Source organism: Paenibacillus sp. UNC496MF, assembly GCF_900113915.1.
Classification (GTDB): Bacteria; Bacillota; Bacilli; order Paenibacillales; family Paenibacillaceae; genus Paenibacillus_Z; species Paenibacillus_Z artemisiicola.
The window spans coordinates 71,339-96,207 of record NZ_FORE01000012.1 but is presented as its reverse complement, the minus strand read 5'-3'; the positions used below and the strand labels follow the sequence as shown (position 1 = coordinate 96,207).

At 63.0% G+C, this 24,869-nt stretch carries 26 protein-coding genes; 15 read left to right on the top strand and 11 right to left on the bottom strand.

Features of this window, described 5'->3' with window-relative positions; all coding sequences use genetic code 11:
* Positions 1-50: 50 nt before the first annotated feature.
* Together BMZ79_RS21785 and BMZ79_RS21780 are read left to right on the top strand one after the other, a co-directional pair.
* On the top strand, positions 51-1,478 hold the full coding sequence (locus BMZ79_RS21785) for a sulfatase family protein (protein ID WP_090643811.1): 1,428 nt from the start codon (positions 51-53) through the stop codon (positions 1,476-1,478).
* Positions 1,479-1,719: 241 nt separating this feature from the next.
* On the top strand, positions 1,720-1,941 hold the full coding sequence (locus BMZ79_RS21780) for a hypothetical protein (protein ID WP_090643808.1): 222 nt from the start codon (positions 1,720-1,722) through the stop codon (positions 1,939-1,941).
* A 37-nt stretch (positions 1,942-1,978) separates the two neighbouring features.
* Here the strand turns inward: BMZ79_RS21780 and BMZ79_RS21775 are convergent, their stop codons facing one another.
* The 4 genes from BMZ79_RS21775 to BMZ79_RS21760 form a co-directional block, all read right to left on the bottom strand.
* Positions 1,979-2,755: a 5-oxoprolinase subunit PxpA gene (locus tag BMZ79_RS21775; protein ID WP_256252960.1), complete on the bottom strand. Its 777-nt coding sequence runs from the start codon at positions 2,753-2,755 to the stop codon at positions 1,979-1,981.
* Positions 2,752-4,230 carry an amidase gene (locus BMZ79_RS21770; RefSeq protein WP_090643806.1) on the bottom strand — a complete coding sequence of 493 codons (1,479 nt, stop codon included), beginning with the start codon at positions 4,228-4,230 and terminating at the stop codon, positions 2,752-2,754. Before BMZ79_RS21770 ends, BMZ79_RS21775 begins: the two co-directional genes overlap by 4 nt.
* A 144-nt stretch (positions 4,231-4,374) precedes the next feature.
* Entirely contained in the window at positions 4,375-5,658 is a 1,284-nt protein-coding gene (locus tag BMZ79_RS21765) for a cytosine permease (protein ID WP_090643803.1), read from the bottom strand.
* Positions 5,659-5,805: 147 nt separating this feature from the next.
* Positions 5,806-6,456 (bottom strand): GntR family transcriptional regulator, encoded by a 651-nt coding sequence (locus BMZ79_RS21760; RefSeq protein ID WP_090643800.1) that lies wholly within the window; start codon positions 6,454-6,456, stop codon positions 5,806-5,808.
* A 201-nt stretch (positions 6,457-6,657) separates the two neighbouring features.
* Between BMZ79_RS21760 and BMZ79_RS21755 the strand changes: the two genes are divergently transcribed.
* The 4 genes from BMZ79_RS21755 (at position 6,658) to BMZ79_RS21740 (ending at position 10,802) form a co-directional block, all read left to right on the top strand.
* A complete protein-coding gene (locus BMZ79_RS21755; RefSeq protein ID WP_090643798.1) occupies positions 6,658-8,064 on the top strand; it encodes a helix-turn-helix domain-containing protein in 1,407 nt (468 codons plus the stop codon).
* Between the two features lie 122 nt (positions 8,065-8,186).
* Positions 8,187-8,501: a hypothetical protein gene (locus BMZ79_RS21750; RefSeq protein WP_256252957.1), complete on the top strand. Its 315-nt coding sequence runs from the start codon at positions 8,187-8,189 to the stop codon at positions 8,499-8,501.
* An 89-nt stretch (positions 8,502-8,590) separates the two neighbouring features.
* Positions 8,591-9,001 (top strand): VOC family protein, encoded by a 411-nt coding sequence (locus BMZ79_RS21745; protein WP_256252956.1) that lies wholly within the window; start codon positions 8,591-8,593, stop codon positions 8,999-9,001.
* Between the two features lie 409 nt (positions 9,002-9,410).
* Positions 9,411-10,802, top strand: coding sequence for a glycine--tRNA ligase (locus BMZ79_RS21740; protein WP_143089031.1), 1,392 nt, complete (start codon positions 9,411-9,413; stop codon positions 10,800-10,802).
* Between the two features lie 40 nt (positions 10,803-10,842).
* On the opposite strand, the gene BMZ79_RS21735 is transcribed toward BMZ79_RS21740, so the two are convergent.
* Together BMZ79_RS21735 and BMZ79_RS21730 are read right to left on the bottom strand one after the other, a co-directional pair.
* Entirely contained in the window at positions 10,843-11,421 is a 579-nt protein-coding gene (locus BMZ79_RS21735) for a hypothetical protein (RefSeq protein ID WP_143089030.1), read from the bottom strand.
* Positions 11,406-11,819 (bottom strand): hypothetical protein, encoded by a 414-nt coding sequence (locus tag BMZ79_RS21730; protein ID WP_090643789.1) that lies wholly within the window; start codon positions 11,817-11,819, stop codon positions 11,406-11,408. Before BMZ79_RS21730 ends, BMZ79_RS21735 begins: the two co-directional genes overlap by 16 nt.
* Here BMZ79_RS21730 and BMZ79_RS21725 point away from each other — a divergent pair.
* Positions 11,788-12,009, top strand: coding sequence for a hypothetical protein (locus BMZ79_RS21725; protein ID WP_218154751.1), 222 nt, complete (start codon positions 11,788-11,790; stop codon positions 12,007-12,009). The genes BMZ79_RS21730 and BMZ79_RS21725 overlap by 32 nt on opposite strands.
* Positions 12,010-12,218: 209 nt before the next feature.
* Complete coding sequence (locus BMZ79_RS21720; protein ID WP_090643785.1) at positions 12,219-13,139, top strand: amidoligase family protein; 921 nt, start codon at positions 12,219-12,221, stop codon at positions 13,137-13,139.
* Between the two features lie 760 nt (positions 13,140-13,899).
* Here BMZ79_RS21720 and BMZ79_RS21715 read toward each other — a convergent pair.
* A complete protein-coding gene (locus BMZ79_RS21715; RefSeq protein WP_090643783.1) occupies positions 13,900-14,652 on the bottom strand; it encodes an SDR family oxidoreductase in 753 nt (250 codons plus the stop codon).
* A 91-nt stretch (positions 14,653-14,743) separates the two neighbouring features.
* Positions 14,744-15,223, bottom strand: a complete 480-nt coding sequence (locus BMZ79_RS21710; protein WP_090644398.1) for a carboxymuconolactone decarboxylase family protein — start codon at positions 15,221-15,223, stop codon at positions 14,744-14,746.
* A gap of 356 nt (positions 15,224-15,579) precedes the next feature.
* On the opposite strand from BMZ79_RS21710, the gene BMZ79_RS21705 reads away from it, so the two are divergent.
* The 6 genes from BMZ79_RS21705 to BMZ79_RS21680 all read left to right on the top strand — a co-directional run bounded on the left by BMZ79_RS21705 (position 15,580) and on the right by BMZ79_RS21680 (position 21,716).
* Positions 15,580-17,028, top strand: coding sequence for a spore germination protein (locus BMZ79_RS21705; RefSeq protein WP_256252955.1), 1,449 nt, complete (start codon positions 15,580-15,582; stop codon positions 17,026-17,028).
* Positions 17,025-18,200, top strand: coding sequence for a Ger(x)C family spore germination protein (locus tag BMZ79_RS21700; RefSeq protein ID WP_090643780.1), 1,176 nt, complete (start codon positions 17,025-17,027; stop codon positions 18,198-18,200). The genes BMZ79_RS21705 and BMZ79_RS21700 overlap by 4 nt, the downstream gene beginning before the upstream one ends.
* Before the next feature lie 3 nt (positions 18,201-18,203).
* Positions 18,204-19,304, top strand: a complete 1,101-nt coding sequence (locus BMZ79_RS21695; RefSeq protein ID WP_090643778.1) for a GerAB/ArcD/ProY family transporter — start codon at positions 18,204-18,206, stop codon at positions 19,302-19,304.
* 87 nt (positions 19,305-19,391) lie between these two features.
* Positions 19,392-20,264 (top strand): RNA polymerase sigma factor SigJ, encoded by an 873-nt coding sequence (gene sigJ / locus BMZ79_RS21690; RefSeq protein WP_090643775.1) that lies wholly within the window; start codon positions 19,392-19,394, stop codon positions 20,262-20,264.
* A 192-nt stretch (positions 20,265-20,456) separates the two neighbouring features.
* A complete protein-coding gene (locus tag BMZ79_RS21685; protein ID WP_090643772.1) occupies positions 20,457-20,867 on the top strand; it encodes a MarR family winged helix-turn-helix transcriptional regulator in 411 nt (136 codons plus the stop codon).
* Between the two features lie 99 nt (positions 20,868-20,966).
* A complete protein-coding gene (locus tag BMZ79_RS21680; RefSeq protein ID WP_090643770.1) occupies positions 20,967-21,716 on the top strand; it encodes an SDR family NAD(P)-dependent oxidoreductase in 750 nt (249 codons plus the stop codon).
* Between the two features lie 171 nt (positions 21,717-21,887).
* Here BMZ79_RS21680 and BMZ79_RS34390 read toward each other — a convergent pair whose 3' ends face one another.
* Together BMZ79_RS34390 and BMZ79_RS21675 are read right to left on the bottom strand one after the other, a co-directional pair.
* A complete protein-coding gene (locus BMZ79_RS34390; protein ID WP_177222261.1) occupies positions 21,888-22,040 on the bottom strand; it encodes a hypothetical protein in 153 nt (50 codons plus the stop codon).
* Between the two features lie 329 nt (positions 22,041-22,369).
* Positions 22,370-22,813 carry a carboxymuconolactone decarboxylase family protein gene (locus tag BMZ79_RS21675; protein WP_090643768.1) on the bottom strand — a complete coding sequence of 148 codons (444 nt, stop codon included), beginning with the start codon at positions 22,811-22,813 and terminating at the stop codon, positions 22,370-22,372.
* Positions 22,814-23,034: 221 nt separating this feature from the next.
* On the opposite strand from BMZ79_RS21675, the gene BMZ79_RS21670 reads away from it, so the two are divergent.
* Complete coding sequence (locus tag BMZ79_RS21670; protein WP_090643765.1) at positions 23,035-23,541, top strand: RrF2 family transcriptional regulator; 507 nt, start codon at positions 23,035-23,037, stop codon at positions 23,539-23,541.
* A 406-nt stretch (positions 23,542-23,947) separates the two neighbouring features.
* Here the strand turns inward: BMZ79_RS21670 and BMZ79_RS21665 are convergent, their stop codons facing one another.
* Positions 23,948-24,775 (bottom strand): helix-turn-helix transcriptional regulator, encoded by an 828-nt coding sequence (locus tag BMZ79_RS21665; protein WP_090643762.1) that lies wholly within the window; start codon positions 24,773-24,775, stop codon positions 23,948-23,950.
* Positions 24,776-24,869: the final 94 nt, after the last annotated feature.

The following is a 24,869-nucleotide window of genomic DNA, read 5'->3' as shown; positions in this document are numbered from 1 at the left end:
GCTTCGGAAACGCGCGGCGCTCTTCGACACGTCCAAGGAGGTCCTTTACGATGCAACGCCATGCGCTTCGCGCGCGACCGAACCTCATCTACGTCTTTGCCGACCAGCTGCGCCTGGACGCCTGCGGCTATGCCGGCGACCGGCGGGCGCAGACGCCCAACCTGGACCGGCTCGCCGGGGAAAGCATGAATTTCGCCAACGCCGTCTCCGGCCATCCGGTATGCGCGCCGTACCGGGCGTCGCTGTTCACCGGCAAGTACACGACCAGCACGGGCATGGTCATCAACGAAATCAGCATGAATCCGAACCATCGCGGCATCGGGCACGTCCTGACCGAAGGCGGCTACGAGACGGCCTACATCGGCAAATGGCATTTGTCGGCGAACGAGCTGGGCCATCACTACGAAACCCGCAATTCCTACACGCCGCCCGGGGAACACCGGCTCGGCTTCGACGGCTTCTGGGCCGCGTACAACTTTCACCACGAGTATTACGGCATGTACTACCATGCCGACTCCCCGGCGAAAATCCCGATGGAAGGCTACGAACCCGACGGGCAGACCGACATGGCCATCGGGCAATTGCGGCGGATGGCGGAAGAGGACCGGCCGTTCGCGCTGTTCCTCTCGTACGGCACGCCGCACGATCCGTGGACGCCGGACAACGTGCCCGCGGAATATTTGGCCCGGTTCGCGGACGCCGGCTTCGGGCTGCCGCCGAACTATCGGGACGCGAACGACCCGCACGCGGACGCATGGGCTCGCATGACGCCGGAGGAGCGCGCGAGCATTCCCGACTGGCTGCGGGTGTATTACGCGATGACGGCCAACCTGGACTGGAACCTCGGCCGGCTGCTCGCGGCCGTGGACGAGCTCGGCCTGCGCGACGACACGGTGTTCGTCTTCACGTCCGATCACGGGGAGCTGTTCGGCGCCCACGGACGGAAAGGGAAAAACATCTTCTACGAGGAGGCCGTCCGCGTCCCGTTCCTCCTGCGCCAGCCAAGCCGCGTGCCGCAAGGCGAAACGGACGTGTGCCTGAACACGTGCGACATCATGCCCACCTTGCTGAGTCTGCTCGAGCTCCCGGTTCCGGAGGAAGTCGAAGGATCGGACCTTAGCCCGTTCGCGCTGGGCGCCGGGGGCGAGGAGCCGGAGGCGGCGTTCCTGCAGGGAACCGGCGCCACCGCGGATTGGGCCGACGGCCACGAATGGCGGGCGCTGCGGGACAAGCGGTACACCTACGCGATCTACCGGGCGGACCGGCAGGAGCTGCTGTTCGACCGCGAAGAGGACCCGTACCAATTGCGCAATCTGGCCGAGGATCCGCGTTACGCCGCCGAGCTGGAGCGGTTCCGCGCGCTGCTGGCGCGCAGGATGAACGAGATCGGCGACACGTTCGAAAGCTGCACCTGGTACCGCGACCATTGGACGGAGGACCGGCGCATCCTGCGGACCGCCACGCTTGCGGCCAAGTAGAAGCGATCGGGACGGGAGACGGCCGGGATCTCCGGACCGTTCCGCGCCCGTTTCCGGCGTTATTCGCGCCCAACTTCGACAGGCTGCCCCCCTTATCGGCGGGCAGCCTTTTTTTTGCGTTGCGCGGTAGCCGCGCGGCCATGGCCGGCTATTCATAGCCGGCGCGTTTAACGAATCTACGAATCGGCAATGCTAGTAGGACGCACGTATTTTCATAGATTCGCGGAAAGGAGCGTTGCCCTTGAAATGCATCAACTGCCACTCGATCGATATCGGCAAGATCGGTCCTCATCAGTATTTCTGCTGGAATTGCTGCATCGAAATGACCATTGCCGGCGATAAGCTCGACGTCTACCAAGTGGAGGAAGACGGCTCGGTCAGCTCGCTCAACGATTTGTTCGTCGCGGAAGACATCGGCGATCCGCAAGAAACGCAAAAAGAGATCTATTCCGACAGGCGCTAGCGTCTGCCGGAACGGATCTCTTTTTTTGCGCTGCGTGCTATTCGTCCCGGGCGCTACGCAGGTCTACGGCCGTTTGCGGCGCCGTCCCCGGGGTCCCGCCTTCCCCGAACGTCCGGTCGAGCAGCTCGCGAAGCGCCCGCATGATCGCCGGCGCGCCGGCCGTGTCGCTGTGGACGCAAATCGTGCCGATCTCCGCATAGCGGGGATCCGCGAGCATGCCGGCGACCCGCGAGGCGATCTCGGGCGGCGAGCCGATTTCGTCGTGCGTCCAGCCGAACATTTTCACCCGGCCCGCGGGATAGGGGCGATCGGCGAAATACTCGCGCACGACGCGAAGTCCCATCCGCGACGCGCTCCCGGCCGTATGGCTCCCGGGCAGCGCATAGACGCGAAGCGAGGCATCGAACGCCCGGACGGCCTCGGCGAACGCGTCGGCAAGCGCCGCCTCCTCGGACGTCATCATGTAGAGCGCCCCGTGCAGCTTCACGTGCGACAGCTTCATCCCTTCCGCGCGCAGGAACGCGTCGAGCGCGCCGAGCTGATAGAGCGACAGCTCATAGACTTCCCGCGGCGACGTCTGGATGTATCTGCGGCCGAAGCCCGGCCGGTCGGGCAATCCGACGTGCGCGCCGACGCGAACGCCGTGCGCTTTGGCGAGCGCCACCGTGTCCCGCATGACGCCGGGATCGCCGGCGTGAAAGCCGCACGCGACGTTGGCGGAGGTGATCAGCGGCATCATGGCTTGGTCGGCCCCGTACCGGTAGACGCCGAAGCTCTCTCCCATGTCGCAGTTCAGATCCGGCGAGCGTCTCACCAGACGGGCTCTTTCCGCGGCGACGCCCGGCGCTCGTAATCATAGGCGAACCGCAAGAGATCCGCTTCCGCGAACGGCTTGCCGACCAGCTCGAAGCCCACGGGGAGATGAGCGGCGAACCCGGCCGGAACCGACATGGACGGCAGCCCCGATTGCGAAGCGATGACCGTGTTCGTCGGGAACGTCAGGCAGGTCCACTTCTCGGCGTACAAGTCCTCGCGCTTCGGAGGCAGCACGCGCACGGCCGGATACAGCAGGAAATCGACGTCGCTCGCGAGCATTAGATGGACCAGCGCGCGCCGGAATTCTTCCTGGCGCACCCGCTTGCGGTAATAGCCCTCCTCCCGCTCGGGTTCCACGGGTCCGCCGTAAATGTCATGGAACAAGTCGTTCCTCGGGTGGAACAGCCGCGCCTCGTAAAGGTCTTCGAAGCGCCCCGCGGGCGCGTCCGGCCGCTTCGCCAAGAAGGCGTTGATGTCCTTCTTCGACTGCATGGCGTAGAGCGACGTGTCGGCGGTCCACGCCTCCAGCTCCGGGATGCTCAGTTCGACGACCGCGACGCCCTGCTCCCGCAGCCAAGCGACCCTCGCGCGGACGGTATCGTTCACGGGCGCGCAGTCCGGATCGGCGTCCGGGCCGAACGCGTTCGCGACGACGCCGACGCGGTACTGCCGCATGCTCGCTCCGTCCAGCGCGGCTTCGTACCGCCCGGCGTCCGCGGCGTACGTCGCCGCCGCCGTGAACGCGTCGCCGCGGTCGAAGCCGACCAGGACGTCCATCAGCTTCGCCGCGTCCCGGACGGTGCGCGTCATCGGACCGGCCGTATCCTGGAAATGAACGAGCGGGGAAAAGCCGCTTCGGCTGATCAGCCCGGTCGTCGCCCGCAGGCCGAACACGTTATTGAACGAAGACGGCAGCCGGATCGAGCCTCCCGTATCCTCGCCGATGCCGATCAGGCCGAAATTCGCGGCGATGCCCGCCCCGGTGCCGGCGCTGGATCCGCCGGAATCCCGTTCGAGGTCGTACGGGTTCTTCGTATGGTCGGTCATGGACGAGAACGAAAACCACCCCGCCGCGAAATCGCACATGCTGGTCTTGGCGAGTACGATGGCGCCGGCTTCGCGCAGCCGCTTGACGAGCGAGGCGTCCTGGTCCGGCACGTAGTCCGCGAACGCGCGGGATCCGAACGTCGTGCGGACGCCGGCCGTCTCGGCCTGGTCCTTCACGAGCACGGGCACGCCGTGCAGCGGTCCTTTGAGCGCGCCGGTGTGGTCGTAATAGGCATCGAGCGCTCTGGCTTCTTCCATCGCGAACGGGCTGACCGTGACGACGGCTTGCAGGCTCGGCCCTTGCGCGTTCAAGGCCTCGATGCGAGCCAGATACCAGCCTACGAGGTCGGCCGCGGTGACCGCTTTCGCCCGCAGCGCCTCGTGAAACGAACTGACGGTGGCTTCCTTGAAAGTAAACGAGCTCATGCGATCCACTCCTTTTCGATTCGACCGATTCTATGTTCGTTTTCTATGTTCGTTCGGACGCGGTATGGTACAATGGCGGTACTGAATCTCGTTGGCCGGAGAGAGAGACGCGTTGGTAGGCGCGCCTCTCCTTCAATCGTGCCGTCAGGGCTTCGCTCCCGCCGAATGCGGCGCCGCGACGGACGGTTTCTTGGCCATCAGCCAATAAGCCGCGCCGGAGACGAGCATGCCGCAGATCGCGGTGGACATGCCGGGGAACTGATAATTGGCAATGAGCGCCGCGGCGGAACCGATCCCCCACGCAAGGAAAGGCCGGAACCGGAAATCGGCGTCGATGGCAGTCGACGACCTGCGCGCAACCCATTGATCCAAAATGATGATGGTCCCGATCGGCGGTACGATGACGCCAAGGAGATTCAGCCAATCGATGAAATAATTCCAAATGCCGAGAATGGCCAGCACGATGCCGATCGCCCCAAGGATCAGCGTCATGGTGCGCATTTTCGTCCCCGTAATGTGCGACCAGCCGACCGCCCCGTTATACAAGCAATGCGAGCAGACGGAGCCGAGGTTCACGAAGAGAAACAGCACGGCGATCCAAGCGATCGCGCCGCCCTTCCCGACGATCACGCCGAACACGTCGCCCGTGCCGGAGAGCGTCGCCGCCGCGATGATGCCGCCGATGGCCATGGCGATCAAGTTGGCCACGGGAAACGCGGAGAACGTGGCGATCAAAGCATGCTTCGGATTCCGGGCCCACCGGGTAAAGTCCGACGTCATCGTGCCCGAGTCGGCGAAGAGAGCGAACACCAGCGTAACGGCGACCCAGAACGCGAGCGGCGAGTCGGCGCTGCCGGCATAACTCGCGATGGCATGGCCGTTTCCCACCGCCTCCCCGACCGCGTAAAGGCCGAGGATGAGGAATAACGGCGCCGAGACGATCCCGATCAGGGACAAGGCCCGGATGCCGAGCAGCGTGAGCCCCACGTACAGCACCCCCGCGATCCCCACGATAAGCAATTCGTTGACCTGAAAAGCCCCGCTCATGCTGACGCCGGTCAAGCCGGTCTGCACGGCGAACCAGCCGATGACGAGCGTCGACAGCAGCGCGGACGACACCATGTACCCCTTTCGGCCGAACGTGCGCGACGCCTGCAGGGAGAAATTATGGCCGTCCTTCGCGCCGAGCGCGCTCAGCAGCCCGACGTACGCGAACAACAGCGCATTGCCGAGCACCATCGCCAGAAGGCCGCGAACGAAGCCCAGCCCGTGGACGATCGTCGCCCCGGTGACGGCGCCCGTGATGATCATCGGAAACCCGACCCAGATGGACGTGACGGCGAGCAGCGATTTTCGTTTGTCCGGCGGAACCGGCGCATGCTCGTACTCGTCGCCGAAAAGCTCATGATCCGCGGCAGCATGACTCATGGTTGACACCTCCGTTTTAGGTTGTTTTTGTTTCAGCCGCAAGGCCTGACCTACCCGAATACCCCCTTATACCGATCACCTCCTCGACGGAAAGTTCCTGAACGAAACGAAAGCCTCGCGCCAGCGTGCGGAATGCCCCAAGTTACCTCAAGCTTTGCCTGACAGCGCCGCCGAAACGACGCCGCAGGTGTAGTTCAAGTGGTCGGCGGTCTTCTCCAGCAGCATCGGGAGGTCGCGGCGCTTGATCATGTCCAGCAGCTCCCGGTGCTGCAGCTGCGCTTCCCGGAAATCCTCCACCGTCGAGGAATAGATCGCCATGTACGGCTCCACCTTATCCCATACGTTCCGGATCAGCTCAAGAATATGGGAGGAGTTCGAGCATTGGTAGAAACGAAGGTGGAACAGCTTGTTCAGCTTCCGCCATTCGTTCACGTCAAGGAGCGGATTCGCCATCGTCTCCAAGACGTCTTCCAATACGCCGATGTCGTCGTTCGTTGCCCGTTCGAGCGACCACTCCGCGGCGAGCAGCTCCAGCCGGAGCCGTATAGTAAAGACTTGCTTGACTTCCTCTACCGAAAGCTCGTTGACGGTGACGCTCCGCCGCTCGAATGTAATGAAACCTTCCGCCTGCAGCTTGCGCAGGGCCTCTCGCACGGGCATGGTGCTCACGCCGAAGGCCTCCGCGAGACTCCGGATCGAGATCTTCTTGCCGGGCGGGATCGTCCCCATGGTGATGCGCTGTTTCAGCCGTTCGTACACTTCGCGGTTCACCGTGGAAACTTCGATCAAATCGCTCATGTCTTCCACCCCTGTTAGTTTGTGATATGTGATCACATGTAAGATGTAGTCCGATTATGCCAAGCGCCGGCCGAACCGTCAAGGTTTATGTTAGGTTATTTTACACGAGCGCATGCAGGCAACTTTGATCATTTTGAACATAGTCTCAGTTATTGCCGCCCGTTATAATAGAGCCAAGACCTATACAGGCAGGTGAGCAGCATGAGTCCGGCCGATGCCGTGCAGCGGGCCATCGATTACATCGAAGCGCATTTGGACGAGGAGCTGGATCTGTCCCGGCTGGCGGAAGAAGCGTACGCGTCGGTCGCGGGGCTGTACCGGCTGTTCTACGCCTTGACCGGGCATCCCGTCAAGGATTACGTCCGCAAGCGCCGGATCAGCGTCGCCGCCGAACGGCTGCGCTTCGGGAAGCCGTCCGCGGAAGAGCTCGCCCGGGAGAGCGGCTTCGAAACCTATCCCGCCTTCGCCAAAGCGTTCAAGAAAATCGTCGGCCTCACGCCCTCCGCGTACCGGACCGCCGGCCTTCACTTCAGCTTCGAGCCCGTCCGGCTGCGCGAACGGTTCGCGTACGCCGAAGACGGGGAACGCTCGGACCGGTTCCCCGGCGTCAAAGTCATCCGCTTCGCGCCCGATGCGATGCACGGCTTCCTGCATGACGCCGACCGGGAAGCCGGCCTGGAGGACGAAGCGTATCGGATCGCCGCGGAACGGCTGTCGGCGGGATCTGCCGCTTCGCCTGAAGGACAAGGCGGGAAATGGCGCCTGTTCGGCAGCAGCGTCGACCTGCCCGACGCGGACGGACGCCCGCGCTACGGGTACAAGATGCTCGTCCCGGACGCGACGGACGCGGCGCTCGCCGGGTGCGGGTTCGCGGCGGAGCCGTTCGCCGGCGGCCTGTACGCCGTGAGCAGGATCGCGTCCGCCTCCCCCGGCGCCGTCCAGGACGGCTGGGACCGGCTCGTCTCGGATTGGCTGCCGGGCAGCGCGTTCGAGCTCGACGGACGCCCCTGCATCGAGGAATTCGTCGCGCATCGCGGCAAGCTCGCGCGCATGAACCTGTTCCTCCCGGTGCGCCGGAAGCTCCGGGCCGCCGAGCCGATCGAGGTCGTCCGCCTGCCGGAGCGGCCGGCGTTCGCCTTCCGCGGCAGCGGCGCCCGTGCGCAGCGCGATGCCGAGCGGCGCTTCCTCGACTGGCACGAGCGCGCGCGGGCCGAAGAAGGCGCGCATTCCATATTCGCGGCGAACGGCTTCGGCGAATATTACATGTCGTACCGCTACGGCGAGCCGGAGCCGGACGCGTACTGGTGGGAGAACGGACTGCTCGTCCAGGACGGCGCCGAATCCCGGCCGCTCGCGGGCGCCGCGCCGCGAAGGCTGGCGCGCGGCTTGTACGCCTGCTGCGTCACGCCCCCGCACGGCCTGCTGGCCGGCGTGCTGGAGAAGCTGTACCGGTGGGCGGCGGCCAGCGGCCGCTTCGCCCTGGACGACGGCCGTCAGTGGTTCGCGGCCTACCGCGTGCCGCCGGGCGGAGACGCCGAGCGGAATGCCGTCGTCCGCGTGTATCTCCCGATCGTACCGACCCGAACCGAGGAGCGTGATGGACCATGAAGCCGGAGAGACAGGAGCGCCGCCGACCCGCACGGCCGGCTTCCTTGCGATTACGCGCCGAGACGCGTGCCCGCGGCGCTCAAGGCGCTCCATCGACAGACGAAAAGCGAGGCGACGCGAGGATGAACATGGTAAAGACGAGCCGGGAGCCGAGAATCGTCCGGCACGAGGACATGAAGCTGATCGGCATTCCGTGCATCAGCCTGCAGTGGTATTTCCGGACGACGCTGCCTCCGCGAACCAGCGTCGCCGCGCCCGATCCGGACGGCGATTTCGAAGCGGCGAGTTCGGCCGTCCAAGCGTATCTTCGCGAAAACGGCCTGACCGAGGACGCGGGCGACCGGAACTACGCCATTTCCGAACGGTACGACTATAACGGGGAAGCCTTCGCGCGCTACTCCCTTCCGCTCTCGGATGCGCCGGGAGGCCGGCCATGAGCCCGGGTCCCGTTCGCAAGTCCATGCCGGAGGGCTACCGCCCGCGGCTCGTGCCGCGCGCGTTAACAACGATCCAAGGAGGATGGGCCATGAACGAATCGCAAACGCAAACCGGAAGCGCGCAGCCCGCGAGCCCGGTGAAGAACAAAATCGGCGGCGTCTTCGTCCCGGTGCGGGACATCGAGGCTTCCCGCCGCTGGTACTGCCGGGTGCTCGGCTTGGAGGAGAGCGCCTGCGCCATCATGAACGGCCACTTGTGCCCGCTGCCGATGACGGGCGCCGGGCTGATTCTGGACACGATGCCGCAGTGGGGCGGCCGGGAGCCGGGCGGCGCGCCGGCCATCGAGACGCCCGCGTTCATGCTGCCGACCGACGATCTCGAAGGCGCGCTCGCCTATATGAAGACGCTCGGCGTCGAGCTCGTGACCGGAATCGAGCACGATCACTGGTTCGTCGTGAAGGATCCCGACGGGAACAAGCTAATGATCTGCCGGGAGTAACGGTTCCGGCGGAGCGGCTTTAGGCGCGAGAGCGAGGGATGTGCCGGCGGCGGTTTTTTGCGCGCAGCCGGTTGCTTTTTGGCCGGCTTCGCGCTACGATATTCCAAACCATGGAAATACCTGCGGCGAGGGACAATAGTATCCGATCTGCCTTCTACTCAGCGAGCCGGGGAGCGTGCAAGCCCGGAAGAGGCCTCGGCGAAACGGCGGTCCGGAGCGGGATGGCGAGTGATAAGGGGGCGCGGCCGGCAAGGCGGCGTCAACCGGGGTGGAACCGCGGGCGCGCAGAGCTCCCGTCCCCGGACATCGAAGCGCGATCGAAGCGCGATGTCCGGGGGCGGGGGCTTTTTCTCATGGTTCGCACCGCTGCCGGCATCGGTCATTCACGATGCGAAAAGGAGCGATGGGCATGAACGACGCAACGAAAGCGATGGAAGACATTGTCTCGCTGGCGAAGCGGCGGGGGTTTATTTTCCCGGGGTCCGACATCTACGGCGGCCTCGCGAACACGTGGGACTACGGCCCGCTCGGGGTGGAGCTGAAGAACAACGTCAAGCGCGCGTGGTGGAAGAAGTTCATCCAGCAATCGCCGCACAACGTCGGCCTCGACGCCGCGATTCTGATGAACCCGAAGGCCTGGGTCGCCTCGGGCCACGTCGGCAATTTCAACGATCCGATGATCGACTGCAAAAGCTGCAAGAGCCGCCATCGCGCGGATAAGCTGATCGAGCAGGCGCTCGGCGAGCAGGGCCGGGACGTCGTCGTCGACGGCCTGTCGTTCGACGCCATGCAGGCGCTGATCGCGCGGCACGGCATCGCGTGCCCGGACTGCGGCTCGCGGGACTTCACCGGCATCCGCCAATTCAACCTCATGTTCAAGACCCATCAAGGCGCGACGGAATCGAGCGCGAACGAGATCTATCTGCGCCCGGAGACCGCGCAGGGCATCTTCGTCAATTTCAAGCACGTGCAGCGCGCCATGCGCCGGAAGCTGCCCTTCGGCATCGGCCAAATCGGCAAAAGCTTCCGCAACGAAATCACGCCCGGCAACTTTACGTTCCGGACGCGCGAGTTCGAGCAAATGGAGCTGGAGTTCTTTTGCAAGCCGGGCGAGGACCTGGAATGGTTCCGGTATTGGCGGGGCTTTTGCCGGGACTGGCTGCTCGGCCTCGGCATGCGGGAGAGCAGCGTCCGGCTGCGCGACCACGCCGAAGACGAGCTGTCGCATTACAGCAGCGCGACGACCGACATCGAATACCGCTTCCCCTTCGGCTGGGGCGAGCTGTGGGGCATCGCGGACCGGACCGATTACGACCTGAAGCAGCATATGGCGCATGCGGGCGAGGACTTCCGCGTCTCCGATCCGGACACGAACGAGCGGTACGTGCCCTACTGCATCGAGCCGTCGCTCGGCGCGGACCGCGTGACGCTCGCCTTCCTCGTCGACGCCTATGAAGAGGAACAGCTTGAGGCGGACGACAGCCGCGTCGTGCTGCGGCTGCATCCGGCGCTCGCGCCGTACAAGGCGGCGGTGTTCCCGCTGTCGAAGAAGCTGGCCGAAGGCGCGCAGCGCGTTTACGCCGCCCTGGCCGCCGACTTCATGGTCGACTACGACGAGACCGGCTCCATCGGCAAGCGGTACCGCCGCCACGACGAGATCGGCACGCCGCTCTGCGTCACGTACGATTTCGATTCCGAGGCCGACGGCTGCGTCACCGTCCGCGACCGCGACACGATGGCCCAGGAGCGGCTGCCGATCGCGGAATTGAAGGCGTACGTGGAAGCGAAAATCGCGTTCTGAACCGGCGGGGCCGCCTGCTAGCGCGGATCCGGCGCTACGGTTACTCGACCGTGATCGTTGCGTGCGCGGCGGCACGGTACGCGGCCCGGCCGTCGAGCGCCTCATGCAGGTCGAACGACAGGTTCGCCTCGAGCACGTACCGGCCTGCCGGCAAGCGGAGCTCCTTCTCCGCGTAGAACGCGCGCCAGAAGTCCGCGTCGGGGGCTTGGCTATCGTAACCGCCGCTTTTGAAGAACGGGTACGCGTACGTTTGGCCGCGGTTCAGCCCGGTCGGCGCGCGCTCCGCCGTCGAAGCGCCTTCCATGGCGAAGCCGTTCGCGTCATGAATCGCAAACGTCAGGAACGAACGGGCTCCCCAGACCGTAATTTTCGGCTGGTCGCCGATATACGTCAGGCTGGCCGAGGCCGCGATCGGCTCGCCGGCTTTGACCGTCGTTCGCTCGATATGCAGCTTCAGTTCGAACAACTCATCGCGATAGACCGGCTTCGGATGGGCCATTTTAGCCATGACCGCTTGCTTGGCCAGCTCCTTCCGCGCCGCTTCCTCCGGGTCGCTCCCGCCGGAACGGCCGCAGGCCGCCAGCAACACGACGGCCATTAGCATTACGAGCCATCGCATGGATTCGTCCCCTCCCCGCTCATGGTCATCGTGGCGATTTCCGTCAAATGATCGTTCGCGAACCGCCACCGAACTTGGGCTGTCCGGCCCTGCCGAATCGCGTCCGCGTCCGCCTCGACCCGCTTGCCGTCCCGCAGCTCGTAGATGCGGCTGCTCCCGGTAATCGACAACGACATGCTCGCAGACGCTTCCCCGGGATCGGAAATCAAGCCTTGCTGCACGCCGCGAAGGGTCACGAGCCATTCGGACCGCATGCCGTCGACGACCGCGCCGGTCTTGGCGACCGCGTCCACGCATCTGACTGCGGCATACGTCTCGCGATCGGCATACGGTCCGCCGCCGCAGCCGGCAGTCGTCGGCATCGCCATGGCGATCGCCGCCAACAGGAATTTCCGCATGCTGGTCATCCCCTTTCATTCGCTGCTTCCCGCGTTCGGCCCCATGTACCGCACCTCGTACCGCTCTCTCGCCGAAATCGCCGACTTCGGCCCGTTGTACCGTACCTCGTACCGCTCTTTCGCCGAAATCGCCGACTTCGGCCCGTTGTACCGTACCTCGTACCGCTCTTTCGCCGTTCTACCGTTCTAAACGGCTTCCATCGGGAGAAGTTGCGCGGGCCGGCAGCGGCGGACAGGAATTTTCTGCGTTCGGCGAGAATGTACTAGATTACATACGCCAACAGGAGGGAACCCCATGCCGAGAATGAAAATCCCCCGGTAACTCCGTGCGCGCGCACTCCCTTGCGCTACGGCTTGACTGTCCGTTATCAGCCGAACCAAGAAAGGGTGCGACCGCCTATGTGGCCCAAACAAGTAACGTGGAACGAACTGCGCTTCGGCGCGGAAATCGAATTTATCGGCGGGCGGGCGGCCGAGCTGGCGCTTCCGCCGGGCTGGGTCATGTCGCTCGACGAGCTGCAGGTGGACGGAGACGGCGAGGATTCCGGCAGCGAGCTGAAAACGCCCCCGATGCGCTGGGCGGACCGCGGCGAGATCCGCGTCATGCTGGAGCGGCTGCTCGCGCAAGGCGCGCGCGCGAACTGGAGCTGCGGACTGCACGTGCACGTCGGCCTCGAGCCGTGGGGCGAAGCGGCGGTACCGCCGCTCCTCGACGCGGCGCTGGCCGGCCAAGAGGCGCTTCGGGCGCTGCTGGGCACGAGCGGGCACCGCTTGATGTACTGCCCGCCGGTGACGGCGGCGATGCGGACGGATTACGCCCGGGCGCCCCGCCCGGAAGCGCTGCGGCGAGCGGGCCGGCCCCAGTCGCACCGCTGCGGCATCAACGCGGCGGCCTGGTACGACATCGGCACGGTCGAGATCCGCTATGCCAACGGCAGCCTCGACTACGGCGAAATCGTCCGCGCGGTCGAGCTGTGCCTGCGGTTCGTCGCGGCCGTCGGCGAAGGCCGCGCGCTGCCGGACGCGCCGGAGGCGCTTGCCGAAGCGCTCGGAGCGCCCCGGCACGGGTATCCCCCGCCGGCGCCGGCGCCGCGCTGGTTCCGCGAGCGGCTCTGGCTCGAGGACGCCGTAGCGCCGGCGATCGGCGGCTTGGCCGAACGGCTGGTGCCGGGCGGCGAAGTCTTGCACGCGCTGCCCGTTCGCGACGGCCTGCTCGTCGGTCTCGAAGACCCGGACGGCAAGCTGCACCGGTTCGTGTGCAAGCCGCCGGCGGACGGTTGGCAGCTCGTGCGCGCGCTTGACGCCGACGAGCCGACATGAAGTCGCGCGCCGCGGACGGCCACGAAGCAGATCCATACGACGACGTTTCGCCGACGGTCGTCCACCGCGCGCCGCGGGCGGCCACGACGGATCCATACGATGGCATCCGCCGACGGCCGTCTTCACCGCGCGGACGTCGAGGGAACCTACGCCATTGCCGAAGCCATTGGTGCTCACCGATACCACCTCCCAAGCCGGCAAGGCCGAACGGCGAACGAGCGGACGCAGCTGCGCCTAATTCGCGCAAATCGGGGGTTGAAGCGGTTTTAGCGGCCATCCGATCCGTTATTTCGCGTTCGAGCCACGGTTTTGACTGCATCCGAGACGAATAACGCGCCTGCGGCCGCGAAACTCCGGAAACGCGCAAAAAAGCCAATATAACGGTTCTCCTGTCCGCTCGACCTTGAACAAGGCGCGATAGGCATTCCTTGAACCGCGATAAACACACCAAAAGGGCTGTCCCGCGTCGCCTTACGGCGAACGGGACAGCCCTGTTGCGTGTTTGTAGCCTGGTTGCTCTTTACCTTGTTTCCTTTACCTTGTTACTATTACCCTGGTTACTTATTACCCTGGTTGCTTGTTAACCCGGTTGCTTGTTGACCCGGTTCTTTATTAACCAGCTATTTTTAGCCCAGCTATTTTTAGCCTAGTTGCTTTTTTGCCTAGCTCTATACCTGCCGCTAGCTCGCCTGTCCGCCATGGTCCGGCGACGCCCGCAACCGCGCAAGCCCCGCCGGTTTACGCAGCCGGCGCTTCCGGCTTATTTCGAGCCGACCAACCAGTCCGTGAACCGCGTCGGCGCGATGCGCGGCTTCGAATCGTCGGCCGGAACAAGCGACTTTTCTTCCAGCGTCGATCCGTAGTAGCGCGCGCCGTTATCCGTGACGACCTGACGCGGGTCGCCTTTCGATTCCAAATACAGCCGGACGAGCTCGTCGAAACGCATCCGTTCCGGACCGGCCACCTCGACGATGCCGTTCGCCGGCGACGCGACCGCGACATCGGTCAGCGCGGCGGCGACGTCATCCGAGACGATCGGCTGGAACGCGACGTTCGGCACGCGGACCGTGTTGCCGTCCGCGAACGAATCGGCAATGCCTCCCACGAATTCGAAGAACTGCGTGGCGCGGAGAATCGTGTACGGAACTCCGGAAGCCGCGATCAGCTTCTCTTGCGCCGTCTTCGCGCGGAAATAGCCGTTCTCGGGCAGGCCGTCGGTGCCTACGATGGACAGGGCGACGTGATGCTTCACGCCGGCCGCCGCTTCGGCCGCAAGCAGATTGCGGCTCGACGTTTCGAAAAAGTCCAGCACGGCCTGATCTTCCCAAGACGGCGCGTTCGCCACGTCGACGACGACCTGCGCGCCGCTCAGCGCTTCGGCCAAGCCTTCGCCGGTCACGGCGTTGACGCCTTTGGAAGGCGACGCCGCCACGGCTTCATGCCCCAGCTCTTGAAGGTTATGGACGAGCTTCTTTCCGATCAATCCGGTACCGCCGATGACTACGATTTTCATATTCGTTTCCCCCTTGGTTGCTACCCTTGTCGGGCTATTCGTTGTTTCCGATTCTGCTGCCGATACGCGATTGCCTCGTTCGCGCTCCCGCTTAGCTCAAGCCCGCTTTCGTCAGACCGAACGCGGCGTCGGCCGAGCCCGGCGTCATTTTGAACGCGACGTTGGCGCGGTTCCAAGCGTTGATCGCCATGACCGAGAACGTCAGGTCCGAAAGCTCCTTCTCCGAAAACTGCTCGCGAACGCGGTTGTACAGCTCGTCCGGCACGCCGTGCTCCGGAATCCGGGTCAGCACTTCGGTCCACGCGAGCGCGGCCCGTTCGCGCGGCTCGAACAGGTTCGATTCCCGCCAGATCGCGATGTGGTAGAGGCGAAGCTCGCTTTCGCCGTGGATTTTGGCTTCCTTCACGTGCATATCCAGGCAAAAGCCGCAGCCGTTCATTTGGGAAGCGCGGATATGAACGAGATGCTGGATTTTCGCGTCGATCGCGCTTTGTTTCTCGGCCGTGCTGAGTCCCATCATCGCTTTGGTCAGTTCCGGCGATTGCTGCATGTAATTTAAACGTTGAGTCATGATCAATTCCCTCTCTTCGTTGGATTTGGTTTGCACCTTGGCGGATCCTGGTCTATCGCGACATTCGCCGATCGGCATGCCGCGGTCCCCTCATGAAGCCGTTCTGTCCGGGCGATCGCGCGTGCCGAAATCGGCGACGTTCCGTCCGTTATTCCGTTCGCCGCGCGCCCCTCTCGATCGGCTTCAAGCATAGAACGATCGAGCGCCGCGGGTTGTGACATGCCGCGCCGCCAAGAATATTTTGGATCCGCGCGCCTGCAAGCGTTAGCCGTTCGCATGCAAAATTTGCATAGCCGCCATGCGCAACGTCCATAATATCCACCATAAAATCTGTATTTAACCGGGGTGATTGTCCAGTGCGAGCCATCAACCGCGACATCGAAGCGAACGAAGCGTTTCTCAAGGCGCAATTCGATCATTGCTCGGACATGATCTTGCGGCCCTACAGGCTCAAGGACGGCACGATGCTGCTGCTCGCGTATCTGGACGGCATGACGAGCTTGGAAAGCGCGGAGGAAAATCTGTTAAAGCCCCTTCTCTTCGGCGGTCTTCCCCAAGGCATGGCGCGAATCCAGTCGCTCGCCGAGATGTTCGCCCGCGAATGGATGCCGCTCTCGAACGTCAAGACGGTCGACTCCATGGAAGAGCTCGTCCGGCATATCCTGCTCGGAAGCTTGGCCATGCTGGTGGACGGCGAGCCGACCGCGCTGGTCGCGCCCGCGCCGGGCTACGAGACGCGGGGCATCCAAGAGCCGCACAAGGAGTCGACGCTTCGAGGGTCGAAGGAAGGCTTCGTCGAGCAAATCCGGACGAATACGACGCTGCTCCGGCGAAGAATCGTGCACGACGGGCTGAAGATGGAATCGTTCACGATCGGCACGTACACGCAAACCGAAGTCGTCCTGACGTACATACGGGGGAAGGCGTCCGAGCGCGTGCTTTCGGACGTCAGGGAAAGGCTCGGCAAGATCGAAACCGACGGCGTCATCGATTCCGCTTACCTCGAGGAATGGCTCGAGGACAATTCCTTCTCCCTCTTCCCGCAGATCCAGAATACCGAGCGCCCGGACATCGTCGCGGCCAGCCTCTTGGAGGGGAAAGTCGCCCTCCTGACGAACGGAACGCCCTTCGCCCTTATTATGCCCATTACGTTCTGGTCCGGCCTGCAGTCGGCCGACGATTATTTCGAACGCTTCGTCTTCGTCATCCTGACCCGGATGGTCCGTTATATCCTGACCTTCGTCTCGTTCGCCTTGCCCGCCCTTTACGTCGCGCTGTCCACCTTCCATCCCGAGATGGTGCCGAGCAATCTCATGATCGGGATCGCGACCGCCCGGGAAAATTCGCCGTTTCCGACGATGATCGAAGTACTCCTCATGATGTTCGTCTTCGACGGCCTGCAGGAGGCCGGCGTGCATCTCCCGAACCAGCTCGGTCCGGTCGTCAGCATCATCGGAGCGCTCGTCATCGGTCAAGCCGCCGTCGAGGCCGGCATCATTTCCACGCCGATCATCATCGTCATCTCGCTGACGGGCATCGCGGCGTACACGATTCCGCGGTACAGCGCCACCCTGCCCTTCCGGCTGCTCCGGTATCTCATGCTGATCTTCGCCGGCTGGCTCGGCTTCGTCGGCTTCGCGTTCGGCGTCATCTACCTGCTGATCCATCTGGTCATGCTGGAATCGTTCGGCACGCCGTACTTCAGCCCCGTCGCGCCGTTCGACGGCCCGCGGATCAAGAACCTGATCGTCCGCTATCCCTTCTGGGCGAAGCACGGCCGGAACAAGAAGGGACGCCGGTCATGATCCGCTTCGCGCTACTGGCGAGCGTCCTGGTCCTGCTCGCGGTTCCGGCCGCCGGCTGCACCGATTTCGTCGAACCGAACCAATTGGCCTTCGTCATGGGAAGCGGATTGGACGATGCCGGGAACGGACTGATCGAGGTCAGCCACCAGATCGTCATTCCTTCGCGGCTCAGGGGGAGCAGCTCCGACAAAGTCGATCAATACATCGTCATGTCGGCCAAGGGAAAGAACCTGTTCGACGCCACCCAAAAAATCCAGCTCAAGCTGTCCCGCCGGCTGATGACGAGCCACCGGATTCTGATCGCCTTCGGCGAATCGTACGTCAAGCATTACGACATCGGGCGGATATACGATAAAATCGGCCGCGACCCGACGAACAGCTTAAGGGATGCCATCCTGCTCGTCCGGGGCGGATCCGCCAAGGAATTTCTCATGCGGAAGCATCCCATGGAATTTCTCCCCAGCGTCGCGGCCGGGAAGGAGCTGCAGATCAACGGGCTGCGCAAATTCAGCGCCCGGCAGCTCGTCATCGACAGCCTGGCCGGCGGAACCCGTCCCCTCCTGCCGTTCCTCCAATTCGAGAAGGTCGAGCTCAGCCCGGACAAAAAGACGCCGATCGCCGCGTTGAGCGGGTTCGCGGTTCTGGACAAGCAGCGCAGAATCAAAGGCTACCTGGACGAAGCCGAAGGCGGACGAGCCGTCTGGATGAGCGGGAAAGGCAGCTTCGACGCCATTACCGTTCCGTGGAGGGACACCAAAGGCACGCTCTCGTTCCGGCTGACGCATATCGAGCGAAAGCTTCGCGCAGCCGGCAGCCATAAGCCCGAGCGCGTCGGCCTGACCGTCAAGGCGCAGGCGTACCTGCTCGAAAACACGACCTCCATCGACATGGCCGAGGTCGACAATATCATCGCCGTTCAGCAATACTTGAACGCGGAAGTCCGGAAGCAGCTGCAGGGGACGATGGACAAGGTCCGGCAATGGGGATGCGACGTCTTCGGCATCGGCGAGTACCTGCATCATGCGTACCCGTATTGGTGGAAGACGCAAAAGAGCGATTGGGACGACGGCTTCAAAAATCTCGACGTGGCCGTCGACACGAAGATTAACCTCCGGTCGGTCGGCACGATCGGCGCACCGTACAAGTCAAACGAGGAAAAGGCGTGGCGATGAAGGATGAAAATTAGCGGCTACCAGCTGTTCTGGCTGATCAACATCTCCTCCATGATCATGTATTCCTATCTGCCCATTCAGCTGGCCGCGGAAGTCTCCGCCCAGGACTGCTGGATCTCCGAGCTGCTCGGCAGCGCGGCCATGATGGCGATTACGTGGCTCATGCTCCGGCTCTGCATCCGCCATCCGAACAAGACGCTGGTCGGCTTCTTGAAGGAACTGCTCGGAACCGTGCTCGGCAAGCTTCTCGCGACGGCTTATTTCGCGCTCTGGTTCATGCAGCTGTCGCTGATCGCGAAGGGCACGATCGAATTCCAAAATCTGGTCATGCTCCACAACACGCCGATGATCGTCATCCTGCTGCTCCTGCTGTTTACGGTGGCGTATGCGGTATGGAAAGGCGGCCTTACGGCCGTCAGCCGCTGCGCGGAGGTCATCGGCCCGATCTTGATGTTCACGCTGTTCACGCAGCTATTCCTGAACCCGCAGGATATGGAGCTGGGCCGCATCCTGCCGGTGTACGCCGACTCGGGCTGGTATCGCATCCTCAAAGGCGCCTGGCACTCCATCTACTACATGATGGACCCGTCGATCGTGCTGATGCTGTTCTTCTTCGCCGAGAACAAGCGGACCGCTTCCCGCGCGGTCATTTGGGGCACGGCGATCGCGATGCTGTGGGGGGTATTGGCCACGCTGGTCGTGCTGTTCGTGACCGGACCGAATATGGCCGCCGAGATGATCGCCCCCATCTATTCGCTGACCAAATTCGTGTCGATTCTGAATTTCATCCAGAACATCGACGCGATCTACATCCCGTTATGGCTGCTCGGCGCCTTCGTCAAGCTTGCCGTCGGCTTGTTCATCCTGAGCTACGGCCTGTCCGAGTGGTCCGGATTCAAGAACTGGAAGCTGATCGCCGGCCTGATGACCTGCGCTGCCGTGGGGTACATCCTCTACAGCGGGCATCATGCCCGGTTGGCCAATACGCTTAAGAACCCGTATTTGGTCAATTACTTCTATCCCTTCGTCTACCTCGTCGTCCCCCCGTTGTTATGGGCGATCGGCAGCATACGGAAGGGGCGCCGGACGCCGGGCATCCGATAGGCGTGTCACAAAATCCCCCCTGCGTTCGTTTCATGAAAAGGGTCGACCTGCAACCGAACGCAACCCGAAAAGAACGGAAGTGGTACGATGCAAGAACTGTATACCAACTATAAATCGCTGCTGTTTACGCTCGCCTACCAGCTGACCGGCTCCGTGTCCGACGCGGAGGACGTCGTGCAGGACGTCTTTCTGAAGATTTACGACGTGCCGCCGGAGAAGCTCGCGGAGCCGAAGGCCTATCTCTGCAAGATGGTCACGAACCGCTGCCGCGATCTGCATAAATCAGCCCGAAAAAAACGGGAACAGTATGTCGGCGAATGGCTCCCCGAGCCGTTCCTGACGTCGCCCGATGATTCGATGGAATCGGCTGTGGTTCGCGACGATCTGCTGTCCTACGCGATGATCGTGCTGCTGGAGCGGCTCAGTCCGTCGGAACGGGCCGTATTCGTCCTGCGCGAGGCGCTCGGCTTCGATTATCAGGAGATCGCCGGGCTCGTCGACAAAAGCGAGCCGAACTGCCGCAAGCTGTTCAGCCGCGCCCGCGCGAAGATGGGGATCGACCAGGAGGAGCTCGTCCGGCCCGAAAGCGAATCGGCGGGCAGCGAGTGGGTGCAGGGCTTTCTGGCCGCGCTTAAGCAAGGCAACCTGAATGAGGTGTTATCCATGCTCAGCCAAGAGGTCGAGCTGGTCACCGACGGCGGCGGCAAGGCGAGCGTCATTCCCCGGCCGATCGCGACGAGGAGGCGCGTCGCGGCGTTTCTGCTCGGTCCGCTTCGCCAAATCGCGACGTTGGCCGGACAGCTGTCGATCGAGCTCGTGCAGCTGAACGGCCAGCCCGGGCTCATTCTGCGCTCGGACGAAGGAACCCGTTCCGCGGTGCTCTTTCACGTCGAGGGAGACGCGATTCGTAATTTCTATATCGTACGCAATCCCGACAAACTGACGCATATCGGCGCATGAACCGACGGCCGCGGTACCCGCGCAAAGGCCAGGAACGATTCCCCAGTTGACGGCCGGGAGCCGTTCTTTTATTGTTAACGTGCTAATAGTTAATGATTTAACTGTTGGCCGGGCCATCGCTCTTCTTTCCAAGCGGTACCCGCACGATAAGGAGGTTGTCGTATCGAGAAATGGAATCCGTTCGAGAAGCCGATGCCGGCGATCGACGTTTTTTTGACGCTCTATAAGACCAATCACCGGCTGGTGCAAGCGCTGGAGGAGCAGCTCGGCAGCTTCGGGCTGACGCTCGGCCGTTGGTGCCTGCTGGTCGCCCTGAGGTCCGGCGGCAGGCCGATGCTCCCTTCCGAGCTGAGCGACGATCTGGCCGTCACGCGGGCGAACGTCAGCAATCTATTGAACGCCCTCGAGAAGGCCGGCCGGATCGAACGGGCATTCGACCCCGCCAACCGGAAGCGAATTCTCGTCCATCTCACGCCGCAAGGCCGCGAGGTCATCGCGAGCGTCTGGCCCGTCTACGAGCAGACGATCGCCCGGCTGGTCGGCGGCAAGCTCGCGCCGGACGAACAGGCGCAGCTGAGCGCCCTGCTGAAGAAGCTGGTATGACGCTAAGAATACCCCCCCTGCCATAAAGGAGGGCGTATTCCATCCAATAGTTAATTCATTAATTATTAAATACCTAATTATAAAGGAGAGGTTCTTAGTATGGTATTCAACGGTAAAGTCGCGATCATTACGGGCGGAGGGGCAGGCATCGGGTTGGCCGCTGCCCGATTATTGGCGGAGCAAGGCGCGAAGGTGCTCGTCACCGGCCGCCGGGAAAGCCGTCTGAAGGAAGTCGAAGCCCTCCATTCGAATCTCAAGGGCTTCCCGGCGGACGCCGGCGACGCGGATTCGGCCGCCCGTACGGTCGCGGCGGCGATCGGCCTCTGGGGACGGCTCGATCTCGTCGTCAACAACGCGGGAGCCGGCGCGATTCAGCCGCTCGTCGATATAGACGCCCGGTCGGCGCAGGACATGTTCGCCGTCAACGTCATCGGCCCGACGCTGCTCGCGGCCGCCGCGGTCCCGCATCTGGCGAAGACGAACGGCACGATCATCAACCTGTCCAGCACGTACGGCAGCAAAGCGGGAAGCGGTCTGTCGCTCTACGCCGCGAGCAAGGCGGCGCTGGAGCATCTGACCCGCTGCTGGGCGCTCGAGCTCGCGCCGCAAGGCATCCGCGTGAACGCGATCGCGTCCGGACCGGTGGAGTCGGACTTCCTCCGCGAGCGCATGGGGCTCTCCGACGAGCAGATCGCCGCCGTCAAGGACCAGGAACGGCAGGCGATTCCGCTCGGCCGCCGCGGCGAGCCGACCGACGTCGCGCGGTGGATCGCGAAGCTGGCCGATCCCGAAGCCGACTGGATCACGGGCCAAGTCGTCGCGGTCGACGGCGGCCTGACGATCGCCTAAGGCTCGCCGCGAACGAAGAGGCCGGGGCGGAACAGGCAATCCTGTCGCCTTCCGGCCAGACGGAAGAACCGTTCGCCCCGAGCAATCGGCAATACAAAGCGGAAGACCGGGCCACGTTCGCCCGGTCTTCTTCATGTCCGCTTATCGCGCTTCGTTGCAGCCTTGCGACCTTTACGGAGCTGCTCCCGGCTCCGCGCAGATGGCCAACAGCTCTGTTAGGCTCGAGAGCATGTACGTGCCCGGTATCGCCTGCGGGCCGGATTGCGCCGCCCGGTTCCGGTTGATCCAGCAGGTACCGATGCCCGCCTGTTGACCGCCTTTCATATCCGTATTTAAGCTTGTTGACGGTATGATAATGCCGAAACAGCTCGTCCGGGTAGGCATACCCGAACTGCCGAAACATTCGGGTTAACGAGTCCGTCTCTTGCGCGCCGAAATCCAGCAGCGCATGGTCGAGATCGAACAGCAGGATCTTGCAGCGCATAAGGTCCCCGGTCCCTGCATAAGCCGATTCGTTTTTATTGGTTCGACCATCAAGGATACGGCCAGATTGCCATCTGATCAGAGTATCTCCCGCCGCACGGGACTTCATTCTGGCGGCGGCGTTTGGCCGGAAGCCAAGCCGCGCAACGATCAGGCGATTCGCTTCGGGCTCAATCCTCTTCGGGGAACATGCCGGTCGAGATGGCGAGCCGGTTCCAAGCGTTGATCGTATTGATCGCCATGATGATGGCTACGTATTCCGCTTCGTCGACATGCGCCCGAACCTTCTCGTAGACGTCCTGCGGCACGCCCTGCTCGGAGATGCGGGTCACCGCTTCCGTCAGCTCGAGCACCGCCCGTTCTTTATCCGTATAGAACGGCGCTTCGCGCCATGCGTTCAACAAGTAGATCCGCTGCTCCGTCTCCCCCAGCTTCCGCGCTTCCTTCGTGTGCATGTTGATGCAGAACGCGCAGCCGTTGATTTGCGAGGCTCTGATTTTGATGAGCTCGTACAACTTCGCGTCCAGCCCGCTCGTTTTATTGAATCCTTCCAGCTTCAGCATCGTTTGGAACGCGCCCGGACTGGCTTCGGTATAGTTGAATCGGACTTTCATCGTATCTCCTCCGATATTCGTATTTGGCCTTTCGGCATATCGTCGATAACGTATATCGTTGATCGATTTCATCTACAATATAACGCTTGGGTTCACGGTTGTCAATTCGCCATCATCCGGTATTTTGGCGCACGGCTGCCGTCCGGCCTTCATTTGACAAAGGGGCTGAATCTACCTAAGATGTTTACTATCAACCGTGCGTCATGAAAGCAGGTGTCCGCATGCAGTATAGTATCGGCGTTGAATATGCCCTGCACTGCTTGGTTTATTTAATCGATATTCCGCCTGATGCGACCGTCGGCATTAAAGAACTCTCCGCGTTCCAAGGGATCTCGGAAACCTATCTGTCGAAGATCTTCGGCAAGTTGGCGAAAGCCGGCATCGTCGGCTCCGTTCCCGGCGTCAAGGGCGGGTATAAACTAGCCAAGCCTCCGGCGGACATCTCGTTTTGGGACGTCGTGGAAGCCGTCGAAGGCGTCACGCCCATTTTCCAATGCAAAAACATCAAAGATAACAGCTATCTGTGCCGCAGCGACGGCGAATACGCCGCCTGCGCGCGCGCCATGCCTTGCACGATCAATCTCACGATGCTCGAAGCCGAGGAGAGCATGCGCAATTCGCTGCGCGGGAAGTCCCTGCTGTGGCTGAACGAGGAGCTCGATCGCGTGTTGACGCCCAAGGCGCGCCAAGACACGCGCGATTATTTCTCCGGCGTCAGCGGCGTTTGACGGCGCGGCGGCCGCGCGCGCAATCCGCAGGCGCGGCTGCGCTTCCCGCCGCGGTCCCGAATGGCGGGGCGGCGAGCGCCGCGCAAGAATCATAAAGAGCCCAAAGAGCCTTCGCAAAGCGGCATGCCGCACGAAGGCTCTTTGGGCTGTATCGCATTCGTTTCGGGTCACGGTACCGGCATCATCCGCCCGTCGGCCGCGGGACGAAGAGCGGCTTCGCCGGCCTGCCGGCCGCTTCCGCCGCGGCCGCTCCGAAACGCCCCTTATATCCGCTGCAAGGCCCACACCAGCCAGACGAGCGCCCCCACCATGAGACCGCAGCTGCCGAATAACGCAAGAAGCACGAGTTTGTTTTTCATCGTTGTCAGCCTCCTTATCGTATGCCCGAATCGGATCACGCGCAGGATCAACCGTCGTCCCTGTACTTGCGCGGCGTCGTGCCGGTCGTCTTCATGAACGCGTTATAGAACGAGGGCTCGCTCTGGTAGCCGACGATTTCGGCGATTTGCTTCACCTGCAGACCGGTCGTGCGCAAATACCGCTTCGCCGCTTCCATCCGGCAATAGATCAAAAACTGAATCGGGCTGACGCCTACGATTTCTTTAAACAAATGCGCCAGATGGTATTTATTCAAATACGTGTCCGCGGCGAGCGAGGCCAGCGTATGGGCGGCGCCGTAATTCTCCTCCAGCATCCGCTTCGCCTTCCACACCGCTTCCTTGGCCGTCGAGCGGCCGCGTTCCGCCGCGTCGCCGTAGTGAGCGAGCCGCGCCAGCTTCACGAACAGCAGCCCCAGGTAGTGGCTGGCCGCAAGCTGCGATTCCGGCTCCATCCGGCGGTGCTCCGCGATGCAATCCTTCATCAGCTTGGCGACCGAGGGCAGATGCTCGCGCAGCTCGAGGACCGGCGCCTCGGCCGGGTCGAAAAAATAATCCGGCGGCAGCGCGCCGATCTGCATGTCCGTAAACCCGATATACGTGGCGCGAAAAGGATGCTTCGTCGACAGCTCCTTGTGCCACAGGCCGCGCTGGTAGAACAGCAGCGTTCCCGGTCCCGCGGCGTAACGGCGCCCGTCGATCTCGAACTCCCCTTCTCCCTCCTCGATCAGCAAGATCTCGCTGTTGGCGTCGTGCTTATGAAGCTCCAGCAAGAACCGCCCCGCGTGGCCGTCGAACGCGAAGGTCGCGCCGGAGAGGAAGACCGGCTGGCTGCGAAACAGCGATGCCTCGCTCATCGAATCACCTCCGCAATCGCAAGAATCGATAGGTTTATTCACAAGCTCTCTTATTGAATCGCTCCCGGCGATGGCATAACCTTATATAGAAGAT